Origin of the sequence: Cytobacillus solani, from assembly GCF_001420595.1 — a bacterium.
Classification (GTDB): Bacteria; Bacillota; Bacilli; order Bacillales; family Cytobacillaceae; genus Cytobacillus; species Cytobacillus solani.
On record NZ_LJIX01000006.1, the window covers coordinates 1,584,668 to 1,598,779 of the forward strand.

A 14,112-nucleotide genomic window follows, 5' to 3' on the forward strand; every position below is an offset into this window, starting at 1 on the left:
AAAACGGCGGAATTTGACGTTTTACGAGAAATAGACAAGCGAAGTATACTACGAAATAAGGAGGCGCAAATGGCAACGATTCATATACGTAATCAACCGGTAGAAGTCGACGTCGAAGCGGAGCTGCGCGAATTCAACTGGACGCGCCCACGTTGGACAGGCGACAAGTTACTCGCAGCAAGCCCGTTTCGCTACGATCAGACGCCGAGTTTCTTCGTCCGGCTCGAACCATACGGAGACTATCCGGCGGGCACTTGGTCAGATAGCGGAGCTTACGATTCGGAGTGGGCAAGCGGCGGCCTCGTGAAACTGCTTTCATTTTTACGCAATGAGACCTACGGCGAAACGGAAGAATACCTGCTAAACACCTATGGATTCTCGCAAGACACGACCGATATAAAACTTATACCGCCGCGATTAAAAGTTCAGCAGGCTAGGCAGCCGTTGGCAGAAGCGGAACTAAGCGAATTCACAACGGACTATACGTACTTGGAATCTCGCGGGATAAGCAAGGAAGTCCAGGCGGAGGCGGGCGTGCTATTCGACGCGAAAAGTCGGGCGGTCGTTATCCCGTGGCTCGACGCAAACGGGCGCCTTCGTAGTGTGAAATTTCGCACGGTTCGCGGAAAAATGTTTTGGTATCATCGAGGGGCGACGCCTGTGCGCGAATTGGTTTACGGAATTGAATCGGCGAAGCATAAGACGGCAATCTTGTGTGAAGCGGAAATTGATGCGTTAAGCTGGCGGCAAGCAGGTTACGCAGCGATAGCGGTTGGCGGGGCGAATTTTAACGGTGTGCAAGCGGACATCATCAAGCGGTCGCCGATCGAGGAATTAGTTATCGCAACAGACAACGATAAGGCAGGCGAAAAATTACGAGAGCAAGTTGAGCGAGTAATGAGCGGACATGTGCGCGTTAGGCAGGCGTATGTAGATGCGGAGTTTAAGGACGCAAACGAGGCTTTGGTGAGATATGGGGAGTATGCGTTGAGGAATGCGGTGGATAAGTCGGAAGTAAGGCCGTTGTTGTCCGTGAAACCACGGAGTCTGTCGCTGGGTAAGTAACGCCTCTTACCCGTTACGTAACGTTCTGACATTCGAGAGTTAGTCGTAGTGCCATTCGTAAAGGTCTTCGATGGAACAATGGAGTATGTCCGCGAAGACTTTTGCGGTTGTCACTTTCATTATGTATCGCTTATTTTCATAATCGCCAATTAACCCTTTGTCGACGTTTGAACGCTCGGATAATTGTTGCTGCGTTAATCCTTGCGCTAATCGGCGCTCTCGAAGCAGACACTTTCCGACTTGTGGCGTCGTATCTCACCTCGTTTTATTCCTCGGTATTCATATCTCCTAATTCTAATTCAATTACTTTTTCGATAGGCACGTTTAAGTGTGTACAAATTTTATGTATTGTAGCCAGACTAACCGGTTCATTTCTACTAATAATAGCTTGTGTTCTGGAGTTAAGACCGATAGTGTCCCGCAAATCACTAAGAACTAAACCTTTCTGTTTTAAAGTTTCTTTAAGTGGTCTATAATTTAACAATTTTATTCACCTCCGAAATCAAAAATGTTTACATTTGTAAACATTTTGAGTATAATCTAGCTAACTACAAAAATGAGTATATCACAAGAATGCAGCGGATTAAATAAAGAAATGAGGTTTTTGTATGATTGCAAACGATATTGAGTCCCAATTAGACACATTCGAAACGAAAATCAATATAAAAACCCTTTCAGAAATGTCAGGCGTTGCAGAAGCAACAATAAGACGTATTCTTAAGCGCAATCATGAAACGAATTTTTTAAATTTATATTTAATTTGCAATATTTTATTCGACGATGACACATTAATTAGGTGGTCTTATTCTTTTGAGTTACCTAATAATATGAAAGCAGCTATGGAATTTATGCTACTTAAAAATAAACTCGATGACCTTGATAAATACATAAGGACAAAAGTAAGTAAATGGGACAACAAAAGTGCCAAAAAGTGGGCAAAGGTCTATTCAATTATTTCCGAGTACGAAAGAAATCCTACCGACCACTTAAAAACACTTAAAAAAATTCGCGGAATATCAGGTTCTGACAAAGAGCTTGAAATCCTTTTGAAGCTAGTAGAGGCTAATATATTTTATAGAATAGTAGCGGATAATTCATCTTACTTACATGAAATGTCTAGATTATTATTTGAGATAAAAGACCATATTGGCAACACTAAAGATTTCCTATATGAAGCCTTTAGTTGTAGGTTGAATGACTTGATGAGTAAAAATTTGTTATACGTAAAATCAGATGTAAATAAGGCTAGACAATACGCAAAGAAAAATATTTATCAAAATATATGTCCGTTATTCAAAGCGAACGCATTATATCTAATAGGTGTTTCTAACATGTTCGAGAGCTACGAAATTTGCTTACAATACACAAAAAAAGCAATTGACACCTATAGAGTAGCTGGGCACGATAAGTACGCTAACGACCTGGAAAGAAGCGCCGTTCCGTTGATCAAAGCGCATTTTGGAGTGAAATACGACGAGGAAACAAAAGACCTTTCGGAAATTGCGCATTATGAAGCGAAATGGGGGGATAAGCAAAAATCGAAAAAAATAATAAATAAGTTAATAGAAGATTCCGGAGAGACAATGTATCGGCTGTATTATAAAGGAATGGCTGAAGAAAACGAAGAAGCTCTTTTTAAATCACTAACGCAATTTCTGAAAATAGGAGATAATTTTTTCGCGCAATTCCCTCTAAATCAACTTCGTAGATCGTCAAATACTAATATGCGCACAATGGCGGAAATGCTTTACACACAATTTATAAATTAGGAGGAATTAGTCAATGAATATCAAAAAGAAAATCATCGCTAGTATCGGAGTAGTCTTAGTTAGTTTAGTACTGTTTGTATCTGTGGGTGGAGGAGTTAATGTCGCCGATCTTCCTCGCGGCGGATTTATATTCACGAAATAGACAAGCGAAGGCACCCAAATCGGGTGTCTTTTTTTGTTTACAGAAGTACACATTTTTACCTTGTCCAAATCATGTACGTTTCCAAATAAAACCTTGGTAATTTAGTACAATTTAATTATCAGATAAATTCAATAAAACTTTTTTCAAAAAACATGTTCGAAATTAAAGTCACTTGGATTATATCTAGTATAAGAAAAAATGGAGGTAAATAACTTGAGAGAACAACAATTAAATAGTTTAGTAATCAAATTCCAAGACAATGGATGTGATCTAGTATTTGAGGACATTTACAACGAATTATTGTCCGGCATCAAATACGCAAGTTCTAAAATCGCAAAGTCAATGGGAGTATCACAGGAGGACGTCATAGCTCTTTACGAGGACACACTCTTACATTGCATAAACAAATGGAATCCAGTCGGAGATTTCCGAAACTTTTTCCAGTTTTGCGTAAAGAGAGCGAGAGCGAGGATGATACGCGATAGAAAGTCGCTGCATGACCACGAAATGTTTTTCAATGACTTGTCGTCTGATTTTGGCGAAGAGGACGGCAAGGAGTACGATATCGCTTCGAACTATAATTTAGAAGAAGATGTCCTGGCAAAGAGAAAGGCCGACCAGTTGGCACTGATCGACCATTTCCTATCCGATGGCGAATCTGAGACTACGGCAATAGTCCAGATCGCACTCACCTATGAGCCGAGTAATTCGGTTGGCAGACCGATGAAGCTCGAAAAATTCGTAGCAACACAACTCGGAATAGATAAACGGACAGTCAAACGCAAATTCGAACGCCTGGCGGGCAAATTCGATTCCAAACAGTTTGGTTCTCACCAAGACTATTTAGTTGCGCTTTAATATATGAGCGGAATAGGACCCTTAGGCATTGCGCCCTATTCCCTCGTTCTCATTATAAACGTTATACGCTTTTTCGTATAGCGATTAATACAACTGTAATATTAACGCAATTCGACAAATTTAGCAAGTGGAGGTCGATGGTTATGCGCCAAAATTGCGCTGTTAATAAATATTATGCCCCAATCACGGAAAATAAAACCGCATTTGAGCGAAAAGTTGACCGATTGAAGCACGACGGCGTCCGGAACTACGACGCCAGCCAATCGCAACCAATCGCCGACTTACTACCTATTATAAAGGCGGTGCGGCTCGGATGAAAGTAACGTTAAGCGGTCACGCTAAACAGCGGATTAAAGAGCGATTTAAAATAGGAAACCAAACGCCTGAGCAGTGGGTGGAAAACATGCTATCAAAAGCTATGTATTGCGGAGTAGGCGTTGATGATGACGGCAATGAATCCCGAGTTTATAGTTTTCGCGGAGCATCCTTCTTTCTAGCGATAAAGGCTGACGTCGTTAAAAGCGTTATACCGCCGAGGAAAAGTGACCGCAAAAGGTATAGGGATGCGGTAACTCGAGTAATCGCCGAGGAATTAGCGAGAGTTAACGACACTATTTCGCAACAAATAGAATCGATACAAACGTTCGTTGACGAATTAATAGAAGAAATCGAGTATCTGAACGACTGTTTAAAACGTACTCGCTCCTTGCCGAAAAAACTCGCGATAAAAGGACGAATCAAAGCGGTCGAGGAACGGGTTAATGAACTACCGGAAGAAGCACACGAACTTAAGCGCGAGTTAACGCGATATGCGAGAGGAGCTGCTGCGTACCTATGAACGAACTATTAATCGCATTCTCATCGCTCGCCTTCGTCCTTTGCGTAATAACCACGTGGAGAGCGGCAGGTGAAACGGAATGAGTAAGAAGGCGCAGGTCGTCGATATAAACGCAATCAAACGCAACAAGCGACGCAAGCAAATCGAAGCAATGTACGTAGCATTTTACGGAAATAGCTGGGCGAAGGCGGCGAAATAAGCCGGCGCCCGCCGGAGAACGTGAAGACAGTCGTTAAGTAAAGTTGTCGCTAAAACGCAGCGCAGTTACGTAAGCCGCCGTTTTAGTTTCGATTGTAGATATTCGCGTTTTGCGACGGGCGTAAACGGTCGTGGTTTTTGGCGCAACTATACGCGCCACTTGTGCCGACAAGGGACTACGTTCGGACCCGTTACAACGCTCGGCTGTGCGGACTGACTGGCAATGGGCTAACACAAGCTGTTAGGCGGTCAGCCTGCGCCGGCTACATCGTCAAACTACTTCGGTAATTTTCCCCGCGACCGAGAAATGCAGGGCTGATTATCGAGGTTACTGCGCAGAGTTTGGCGGTGTAGCGGGCGCGGGAACAATCCGGCGTTCGAAGAAAACGAAAAGGAGTCGATTGAATGAGTATTCGCGACATTTTAAAACAGCGTGAGCAACAACGCGATCAGGCGTCGAAAGGGGATTCGGAATTTCCTGACGGAGTGACACGTTACGTCCGCATGGGTAAACACGGCGAGGTAAACGCCGACGGACGCACGTTTGTTATTCTCGCGCAACCTGACGATTGGTACGTGTATTTCGTGCATGAGGACAAAGTGTTCGACGGCAAGACGCATCACAAGTTCCGCAAGCATACGTGTTTACATTCGCCGAAAGCGGCTGACGATGACATTCTCGCATACTTCAAGCCGGGCAAGGCGGAGTGTATCTCGTGCAAAGCGGGCGCCAAGCGAAAAATGTTCTTCATGATTCCGGTATACGACCCGCAATACAAGACATTTCGCGTTATCGATGTCGCCGAGTTTCACGCGAACAATTTAATCGCTGACTACGACAAAGCCGAAAAGCCTGCGAAAAAGTTCAACAAGGACTATTCGCTCGTTGGCGACGCTGTGTTCATTAAGCAGTCCGATAAGACTTACGCGTTGGAATCGGCGGAACTGGACGACGCGGTTATCGAAGAAGCGAAAACGTTCCTCGGATTCGACTTTGGCTTCGCTGATCTCGCTAACTTCCGCGAAGAAGCCGACATCATTGAAATTTTACAAGCTGCGGACGAAGGTGCTGTCGATAAGAGCGTGTTAGGCGTGCAAGCCGACGCAGACCAAACGCAACAAGGCGGGCAAAATTACGACTTCTAAGCGGAAAGGGGACGGTAATTATCGCACATGAAACGATAACCAAAGGTCGCCATTCCGAACTACTCGCACAAACTGCGCTACTTGCTAACGGTTGGTCGGTCGCGGAGCCTATCGCTCCCGAGCCGTTCGACCTCGTGGCAAGGGCGCCAGGCACTACGGAGTGGCGACGCATTCAAATCAAAAGCGCACGGGTTCGCGACGATCGTAAAGATCAAGTAGTCTGCAATGCACGGAAGAATAACGGCAAGCCTTACGAAATAAGCGACTGCGACTTGTTTATCGCTGTGTTAAACGGCGAAGTATTTATGTTTGAGAACCGAGAAATAACCGAGTATTGGGTCGGTGTCGACTTGATAGATACGAAGTGGACGCGTTTATCGACGGGCATCGAATCACTTAAAACAATCGAAAGCGGGGCGGATAATTAATGGCGAGATTAAATGTAAAGAAATTATCGGACAAACAAATCGAATATAACGGAGTAATTTACGCAAAGGCTAGTCACCCAATTCAAACGGGAGATATCGTCCTAGATAACGAGGATCTAGGCGTCAACGCTGCCGGTGGTTTTTACGAAGTTATCCAAGTCAATAGTTACGATGATTTTACTGTAATAGACGATGACAGTGACGATAGAGAACGAGATACTAATGATCGGGATTTCGTTCCTTACCGAAAAGTAACTGACGCCGACCAGCCGATGACTATTACTCTAACGCAGCCGGTTCATTTAATCATCAAGAATATCGCAACAATTGAATTTAAGACGGAATAAGCCTTCGTTGATTTCTGTCGGAAGGTCAACGGAAAATATTACAGCCGAAAAGGCACGAAATGGAGCGATGTTAATTGGCTAAATTACAAGGTGTTAAAACGTTGGACATGACGAACGGCGAAGTCACGAAAGTTGAGTATAACGGAGAGGTTTACGCGAAAGTGGACGGCGGACGAGGCTCTATAAAACCGTGCGACATTCTGCTTAATAAGACGGATAAGGCGGACGCACCTGCCGGGAACTATTACGAAGTTACAGAGCAAGGAAGTGTATATGACGATGTTGGCGCGCTTCATATGAATATCCTCTACGATTGCTTTATTTTCCGCAAAGTCAACGCAGCCCCTTACGCACTTGTGACCGACCGCGAGCCGAAAGCGGGCGACTTCGTAAAGTTTTTGCAGGAGTTCGTCGATGACGACACGGATTTAACTGCGGGCAAGTACTACGAAATTACGAGGGTTAGAGGCGACTACGTTTATTTTGACGATGACGAAAACGACGAACGGGTAAAAAATCCGAAGCATGATGGCGTAGAAGTTTACGAAAAGGTTGGCGCAACTCCTACGGAAACCTTAACGCACAACGGCGCAACCTACACGTTAGTTGACCGCAAAGCACAGCCGGGCGATGTCGTGGTGTTTACGGAGAATACGAGTAGATATGTACGTAACGGCGTACCTTACGAAGTTACTGGGTATAACGACGGAATGGCTTCAACTAGCAGGGTTATCATATATCGCGAAGACTTTAACCGCACGCCAGCCAACGTTAAGGTTTACGAACCGCAGGTCGCGCCGGTTGCGACGGAGAAGCCGTTACAAGTCGGAGATTATGCGAAGGTTGTTAACGATGACACGGTGCAGAATGCTGGGACTATCCCGAAAGATACAATCGTAGAAATCGTCGGAAAAGATAGTACCGACATACCTTACCGAATGAAATCATTAGTAAACGGAAAGATACGATGGGCAAAAGCGGACCATATCGTAAAAGCAACAGACGAAGAAGTGGCGAAAGCCAAAGCTACGTTACAAGTTGGCGACTATGTCCGAACACTAACCGCAAGCATATACGGAAAGTTATCGTCAGGGACAATCGGCAAAATAACGAAAATTGATTCTGACGGAGAACATCTGGTCGTTCCATTAGACGACGAGGACGCCGACGGATATTATGTCGCAAAAGACCTCGAAAAGTTAAGCGAGGAAGAAGTCGAGCAGCATCGCGCCGAGCAAGCCGAACTCTCACGCTGGGCCGCAATCGGACGCAGGCCTAACGAGTTCAAGGCGGGCGATATTGCAAAACTTATCACATCGGACGGTTCGATTTACTTTGGCGAAATTTCAAGCGCGCAAGAGGGGTCGACGGTCAAGTTCAAGCATCTTCACGTTATAAGGTATGGAACAACTACGGAACGCACGAAGAACCTAACGCTAATTACGCCAGTTGAACAACGTTTCGACCTAACGGAGCAATCTGGTGAGTAACACTTGCGCAAACTGTTCCGGCGATCTTTCGCCCAACAAACCGCACCTTTACGACGACCATGCGGAGCTGACGTTCTGCGACTCGCAATGCTGGCGAGAATGGGCGGTTGGGGCAGGAGAGGGCGCAGTGCTGGCGTTTTACGCGAAATTAAATCTAATAGAATAATCGGAGGGATAGCGAATGGCTCAATTAAATTTACTCGGCGCACAACGCGTCAAGGCGCTTACGGAAATTCTAAAGGAGCAAGAGGCGGCAGCAATTGCGGAAATCAAGAAAGAGCAACTTTCGCATGGGAAGGCGGAGTTGATTGTTAGCTCCGAGTTAGGTATTAAGGAGTACGTAACCGAAATTGTTGCGATGGAGAAACGAATCGAGGAACTTAACGAATTTATCACGCCTAAAACCGGTGGCTATTATAAAATTACCCACGGTTACAATTACGGGAATACCCGTAGTCAATATAATGAAATGCTTGCGAAAGCACAGGCTGCTGGCACCGATAAGAAAATTGCCGCAGTTAAAGCGGAGTTCAAGCGCAAGGAACAATCGCTATGGCTGTGCGAAACATTAGAAGAAGCGAAGGCAATCGTCGGCATAGAGTAACGCGAAAGGGGCGATTGATTTGACGCTAAACATTCAGTTAAATTTGCGAAATCCAACGAGTGATACCGAAACGTCCGAGCGTGTCAAAGCGGCTGGCAACCGCAAGAAGGCAGCGACGGAAACGATCGAGGAAGCTTGGGCGCGAATACTGACGATGAAGAACAGCGACGCAGACCAAGCGAAGTTATACGAAGTAAAAGCGGCGATGCAGGCGGGGACGATAGGCAGGTTCCCCGCCGATGCTTCGAAAAGGTTTAGCAAAGCGGAAGCGTTACGAATGCACAGGGAACTTGCGGAACGGCAACGCGAGGAAACTTTGCGCAGAATGGTCGAGGAAACACCGGACAATTACGAACTCATATTAACGCGAGAACAGTTGGTCGATTTATCGGCGCATTTGATGGCAGAGGATATTGTCGCAGTTGATACGGAAACGACGGGCGTTGACGTTTACACGGACGTAATTGTCGGAATGTCGTTCAGCCTTCCGAACGCGGACAGGCACGTGTATATTCCGGTCGACCACTCGGCTGAAACTCCGCAATTATCGTTAGAGTACGTACTGAATACGTTGCGACCGTTTTTACAACACGAAGCAATCGGCAAGGTTTTGCATAACGCGATGTTCGATATTGCGATGTTCAGGCGCCACGGCTCCGACCTAAAAGGCGTTGTTTGGGACACGATGACGTCGATGCATTTGCTTAATGAAAACGAAAATGACCGAGCATTGGGCGGTGTAGGTTCGTTCAAGTTGAAGGATTTAGCGCCGAAGTATCTCGGAGTGGCATCCGATACCTTCGACGCCTTGTTCGGTAAGAATGCACAATTTCGCGAAGTGCCGTTGGACTTGGCGCTAGTTTACGCAGCGAAAGATACGCATTTAACGTGGCGTTTGTATCAATTTCAACGCGAACACATGGCGAAAATGCCTACGATACTCGAATACTATCAGTCGGTCGAGGTTCCGTTGCTATACGTAATCGTTGATTTGGAGGCAAACGGCTATATCCTCGACTTAGATTTCGCGAAAGAATACGGAGAACAGTTGCATAAACGTGCGAAAGAATTAAGCGCCGAATTAATCGCGACCCTTACTCCGTATCATGACGGCGAAGATCTAATTAACTTAAATTCAACGCAACAGATGCGACCGGCATTATCGAAAGCAATCGGCAAAGAACTTCCGAACATGGACGCTAAGAAAACGTTGAAACCGTTGAAAGGCGAGCATGACGTTATCGCGAAACTGCTCGAATATAAAAACATTACGAAGTTAAGTAGCACGTATATCGACGCTTTACCGTTGAAACAGAATCCAACGACTAAGCGATGGCATTCACGATTCAATCCGATGGGAACCGTTACGGGGCGATTTAGTTCCGGCAAGGACGAAGAGGATAAGACAGATCAAGGATTCAATGCGCAGAATCAACCGCAGGAAGCGCGTCCGATGTTCGTTGCGCCACCAGGCAAAGTCCTTGTGGGCGCCGACTTTAAAGCGCAGGAAATTCGTTGCGTAGCGTACTTGTCAGGCGAGCCAGTTTTAATCGACGCTTTCCTAGAGGAACGCGATCCGTACGCAATGATGGCGTCGAACTTTTACAAGCGACCGTACGAGGAAGTTAACAAAAATCCGGACGGCAGCGACACAAAAGAGCGTAAGCAAATGAAGGTCGTATGGTTGGCGACACTCTACGGAATGAGCGATTATTCGCTCGCAGAAATGCTCGGCGTAAGTAAGAAAGAGGCGACCGAGTTCAAGGGAGAATTATTCGGAAGTATGCCGAAATTATCCGCGTGGTTAGCGGCGAACGATGAATTCGCTAAGAAACACGGATTTGTTTGGGCCGACAAGCAAGCGAGAAAGCGCCGAGTACCTGACGCGAAATTGAAACGCAAGCACATACCGTATGGCAAATGGAACGACCCGAAATATGAGGATGCGAAAAAGCACAACTCGCGTATTGGTAGGGCGCTACGCCAAACGACGAATGCTCGCGTACAAGGTTCGTCGTCAATTCAAACGAAAGTAACGATGATTCGAGCGCACGAATATTGCGTAAAAAAGCCAGGCTGGTCGCTTTGGGCTACGGTTCATGACGAATTAATTTTCGAAGTGCCGGAGGACTTTACGCGAGAAGAAGCGCAAGACATTCGCAACATCATGCTTAATTCGTACCGATGGGGCGACGATGTGCCGAACGGTACAGACATCGAAGTTATGCGCAGATGGGGCGAAGGAATACCGGTTGAAGAGTGGTTTAAATCGAAGGAGGAATCGGAATGAGCGATAAGTTAGCGAAAATAAAGACATATATCGAAGAAAAGCTGGACGAGTTAAGTTCGGAAATTGACGAAATCGACGAGAGATTTGAAGAGGGATTTGACCCGATGGATTGGTCCGGAGGTAATTTCGACGACGCTTATTCCTTAGGGGAAGAGGACGGCGAAACGCGTGGTTCTTACCGAGTTTTATCGAAAATTAAGCGCATCTTAGAGGAGGCGGTCTGATGAAACAATTCACACTCGACTTACTTTACGTACTACTCGCGTTTATTTTCGCGGTCGTACTTGACGCAATCATTTACGGAGCGTTCGGCGCTGTAATCTACTTTGGCTTACCGGTGTTAGGCGTTGACATTACATTCCATCAAGCGTTTATATTAGCGCTATTAATCACCGTTGTAGGCATGTTATTTCGCGGCGGGAACACACGCAAGCAGACGAAAGGAGAAGATTAAATGAAACCGATATTTCTAGGTGATTGGGCGGAAGAAAATACGCAGCAGCAGCCGTGGAACAGCGATGAAACGGGACCGTTAGCTCATTTGAAATCAGATTTTGAAATAGACGATCAAACGCTTGAAGGCGTTGAGATAATGCTCGCGTTTTATACCTACGAGGACTACTCCGGTGACGCATTCGTTCTATTTCGCAATGATAGCCAATTATATGAAGTAAACGGCAGTCACTGTTCCTGTTATGGTCTTGAAGGACAGTGGGAGCCGGAAGAAACGACAATTGATGTACTAGAGCATCGTTTGAACGAAGGTAGTCTCGGTGTTGATGATTATTGGTACGGTGAGGGCGCGAAGAATAAGTTTGCGGTTGAATTGCGCACAGTTCTTGCGCAGTTAAAGGAGGCGATTAATTGAGTCAACTACTAGCGGAGCGAATAGCGCAAGATTTTATCGAATTTCTCGACGAGTTTCACCGATACCCTCAGCCGTACGATGACGCAATGGACGCTGAATTTTACGAACAATATGCGCGAGTGCTGCGCGAACAATCGAAATGGGGTTACTTTAATTGGAAAACGGCACCTGACGGCACTCCACGCCCAACATTCGCGCCAAGCAGCGCAGGAAAGGATGAGCGCCAGCTTTACGAAAAGGCGATGCGATCGAAACAAGACGGACGCCCACCTAATCGCAATCAACGTGACTGGACGGGGTTGGGTTCGCAAGTAGGTGCGTATATTCAACGCGAAGTAATGCTGGCCGAACGACATTTCGAACGCTTGACCGGCAAAGCGCCGAGATTCCGATTTGAGCGAACAGAGCGCGGTGAGCCTGCGTTTGAACACTTCGTTAAAAAGATTCACGAAGTCGAACATAATGGCGAAAAGTTCGGACTGAACGGACTGCCCGACGGAATCCTTCTTTATATAACGGATGATGGCGAAGTGTTGCGCGTTGGGCTCGAAGTGAAGTCGTTCCAAAAAAGCTACACGGATTTTAAAAAGCAAGACAAGCCGAAGCTCGACCACGAATTGCAAACGCATGTATATAACGAAATGTACGACTTAGACTACACGATCATTCTCTATCACTTAACGTACGGCGCGGAGTGGGAACGGGATTTCGGACGTAGCAAAGCGTATGGTCGATATTTCCCGAAAGAAGCACGCATTGAATTGCTCGACAAGTTTGCGCGAGTGACGAAGGCGTGGCGAACTAAAACGCCGCCAGCGATTGACCTCGACGGATGGAAATATAACGACTATAAGACGGCGATTGCGAAGGGCTTTAGCGACGATGAATTCGAACTACTTAAAGCGCAAGTCAGACGATCGCAGCGATCGAATTTACCGCAATGGAAAAAGAATCAGTATTATGATGCGTTGGAGTTCATTCGCGAGGTGCGCGAAAAGGAGGCGGGCTGATGAGGATCCTCTCGTTTGACACCAGTCTTTCAGCGCCAGGAGTCTCCATCATCGAAGTTGTTCGCGGCATCCCACGCATCATCGACCTGTCGCACATCACGACCGACTCGAAAACGCAAACGCACGGACTGCGCGCTGACATAGTCGAAAGTTGGGCGACGCTATTCCTCGCCAATCACGCGAAAAAAGGCTTCGATTTTATCACTCGCGAAGATTTCCACGGACAATCGAGCGCACAAAATTATCCGGTCATGGCTGCGTGGAGTGGTTGCGAAAGGGCTGTCGAGAAGTTCGGCTTCAAGTTCGACAAGTATACGTATATGCAAAAGAACGGGCGGAGAAAGACGTTGCTCGGCGTGCCGCAGTCGCAGGTCAAGTTGTTGGTAGTCGGTAAGGGGAACGCAGACAAGCCGGAAGTAGCCGAAGCCGTGCGAAAGTTGACGGGATACGCGGGAGAGTTCGCGAAGGACGATGAATCGGATGCATGTGCGGTGGGACTGGCGTATTTAATTAACGAAGGACTAATTAAGGGGGCGGTATGATGGGTTTAATAATCTTGGCGGTTATTGTAGGAACTGCCGCAGCGGTATTACTTGCGATTGAAATTCACGCCGATAGTTTCGGCGAATGGTTTGTCTCGGCGATGCTCGGATTTATGATCGGTTTATTGACACTACTATTAGGGATTTTACCGTCATTTGTTTACGATACGTCACCGGCGACACCCAGTAAACAAGAAATTCACGCAATCAAAGATAATAATGAAGTACATGGAAATTTTGCATTAGGATTCGGTTCAGTTGACGAGGAGCAATATTACTACTACGTAATTGAGGACGTCGAAGGATTTAAATCGATTGAAAAGACGAAAGTTAGCAAGTCGAAAATTAAAGAGGATGCAAACGACCAACCGTATATTCTGACCTATAAACATCGATTCAATTCCGCATTTGCGCGCTTTATGTACGGAGAATATAGCGGAAGTTACTCATACGAGATTCACGTACCAAAAAATACGATAACGACCGAATTTAATATCGACTTGGAATAAGGGAGGAA

The 14,112-nt window shown here is 46.1% G+C and carries 20 protein-coding genes; 18 read left to right on the top strand and 2 right to left on the bottom strand.

Annotated features, from left to right (window positions below):
• Window positions 1–69 precede the first annotated feature (69 nt).
• On the top strand, window positions 70–1,065 hold the full coding sequence (locus AN957_RS09690; RefSeq protein ID WP_056683745.1) for a toprim domain-containing protein: 996 nt from the start codon (window positions 70–72) through the stop codon (window positions 1,063–1,065).
• Window positions 1,066–1,104: 39 nt separating this feature from the next.
• Here AN957_RS09690 and AN957_RS29120 read toward each other — a convergent pair whose 3' ends face one another.
• Window positions 1,105–1,293 (bottom strand): helix-turn-helix transcriptional regulator, encoded by a 189-nt coding sequence (locus tag AN957_RS29120; RefSeq protein ID WP_075209119.1) that lies wholly within the window; start codon window positions 1,291–1,293, stop codon window positions 1,105–1,107.
• Between the two features lie 37 nt (window positions 1,294–1,330).
• Window positions 1,331–1,549 carry a helix-turn-helix domain-containing protein gene (locus AN957_RS09695; RefSeq protein WP_056683747.1) on the bottom strand — a complete coding sequence of 73 codons (219 nt, stop codon included), beginning with the start codon at window positions 1,547–1,549 and terminating at the stop codon, window positions 1,331–1,333.
• Between the two features lie 124 nt (window positions 1,550–1,673).
• Between AN957_RS09695 and AN957_RS09700 the strand changes: the two genes are divergently transcribed.
• The 17 genes from AN957_RS09700 to AN957_RS09770 all read left to right on the top strand — a co-directional run bounded on the left by AN957_RS09700 (window position 1,674) and on the right by AN957_RS09770 (window position 14,104).
• Window positions 1,674–2,834 carry an AimR family lysis-lysogeny pheromone receptor gene (locus AN957_RS09700; protein ID WP_056683751.1) on the top strand — a complete coding sequence of 387 codons (1,161 nt, stop codon included), beginning with the start codon at window positions 1,674–1,676 and terminating at the stop codon, window positions 2,832–2,834.
• A 13-nt stretch (window positions 2,835–2,847) separates the two neighbouring features.
• Window positions 2,848–2,976 carry a hypothetical protein gene (locus AN957_RS28805; protein WP_281176494.1) on the top strand — a complete coding sequence of 43 codons (129 nt, stop codon included), beginning with the start codon at window positions 2,848–2,850 and terminating at the stop codon, window positions 2,974–2,976.
• Between the two features lie 213 nt (window positions 2,977–3,189).
• Window positions 3,190–3,834: a hypothetical protein gene (locus AN957_RS09705; RefSeq protein ID WP_056683754.1), complete on the top strand. Its 645-nt coding sequence runs from the start codon at window positions 3,190–3,192 to the stop codon at window positions 3,832–3,834.
• A 313-nt stretch (window positions 3,835–4,147) separates the two neighbouring features.
• Window positions 4,148–4,672, top strand: coding sequence for a hypothetical protein (locus AN957_RS09710; RefSeq protein ID WP_056683757.1), 525 nt, complete (start codon window positions 4,148–4,150; stop codon window positions 4,670–4,672).
• Window positions 4,673–5,275: 603 nt separating this feature from the next.
• On the top strand, window positions 5,276–6,016 hold the full coding sequence (locus AN957_RS09715) for a hypothetical protein (RefSeq protein WP_056683760.1): 741 nt from the start codon (window positions 5,276–5,278) through the stop codon (window positions 6,014–6,016).
• 35 nt (window positions 6,017–6,051) lie between these two features.
• Window positions 6,052–6,444: a group I intron-associated PD-(D/E)XK endonuclease gene (locus AN957_RS29125; RefSeq protein ID WP_425388941.1), complete on the top strand. Its 393-nt coding sequence runs from the start codon at window positions 6,052–6,054 to the stop codon at window positions 6,442–6,444.
• A complete protein-coding gene (locus AN957_RS09725; protein WP_056683766.1) occupies window positions 6,444–6,791 on the top strand; it encodes a hypothetical protein in 348 nt (115 codons plus the stop codon). Before AN957_RS29125 ends, AN957_RS09725 begins: the two co-directional genes overlap by 1 nt.
• Before the next feature lie 74 nt (window positions 6,792–6,865).
• On the top strand, window positions 6,866–8,281 hold the full coding sequence (locus tag AN957_RS09730) for a hypothetical protein (protein WP_056683769.1): 1,416 nt from the start codon (window positions 6,866–6,868) through the stop codon (window positions 8,279–8,281).
• Window positions 8,274–8,447 carry a hypothetical protein gene (locus tag AN957_RS29130; protein ID WP_425388882.1) on the top strand — a complete coding sequence of 58 codons (174 nt, stop codon included), beginning with the start codon at window positions 8,274–8,276 and terminating at the stop codon, window positions 8,445–8,447. Before AN957_RS09730 ends, AN957_RS29130 begins: the two co-directional genes overlap by 8 nt.
• Window positions 8,448–8,462: 15 nt before the next feature.
• Entirely contained in the window at window positions 8,463–8,885 is a 423-nt protein-coding gene (locus AN957_RS09735; protein WP_056683772.1) for a hypothetical protein, read from the top strand.
• 19 nt (window positions 8,886–8,904) lie between these two features.
• Window positions 8,905–11,175 (top strand): DNA polymerase, encoded by a 2,271-nt coding sequence (locus AN957_RS09740; protein ID WP_082446523.1) that lies wholly within the window; start codon window positions 8,905–8,907, stop codon window positions 11,173–11,175.
• Window positions 11,172–11,399 carry a hypothetical protein gene (locus tag AN957_RS09745; protein WP_056683778.1) on the top strand — a complete coding sequence of 76 codons (228 nt, stop codon included), beginning with the start codon at window positions 11,172–11,174 and terminating at the stop codon, window positions 11,397–11,399. The genes AN957_RS09740 and AN957_RS09745 overlap by 4 nt, the downstream gene beginning before the upstream one ends.
• Window positions 11,399–11,629 carry a hypothetical protein gene (locus AN957_RS09750; protein WP_056683781.1) on the top strand — a complete coding sequence of 77 codons (231 nt, stop codon included), beginning with the start codon at window positions 11,399–11,401 and terminating at the stop codon, window positions 11,627–11,629. The genes AN957_RS09745 and AN957_RS09750 overlap by 1 nt, the downstream gene beginning before the upstream one ends.
• A complete protein-coding gene (locus AN957_RS09755; RefSeq protein WP_056683784.1) occupies window positions 11,630–12,043 on the top strand; it encodes a hypothetical protein in 414 nt (137 codons plus the stop codon).
• Entirely contained in the window at window positions 12,040–13,053 is a 1,014-nt protein-coding gene (locus tag AN957_RS09760; RefSeq protein ID WP_056683787.1) for a hypothetical protein, read from the top strand. The genes AN957_RS09755 and AN957_RS09760 overlap by 4 nt, the downstream gene beginning before the upstream one ends.
• Window positions 13,053–13,595: a RuvC family protein gene (locus AN957_RS09765; protein WP_056683790.1), complete on the top strand. Its 543-nt coding sequence runs from the start codon at window positions 13,053–13,055 to the stop codon at window positions 13,593–13,595. Before AN957_RS09760 ends, AN957_RS09765 begins: the two co-directional genes overlap by 1 nt.
• Window positions 13,595–14,104, top strand: a complete 510-nt coding sequence (locus AN957_RS09770; protein WP_056683793.1) for a hypothetical protein — start codon at window positions 13,595–13,597, stop codon at window positions 14,102–14,104. The genes AN957_RS09765 and AN957_RS09770 overlap by 1 nt, the downstream gene beginning before the upstream one ends.
• Window positions 14,105–14,112: the final 8 nt, after the last annotated feature.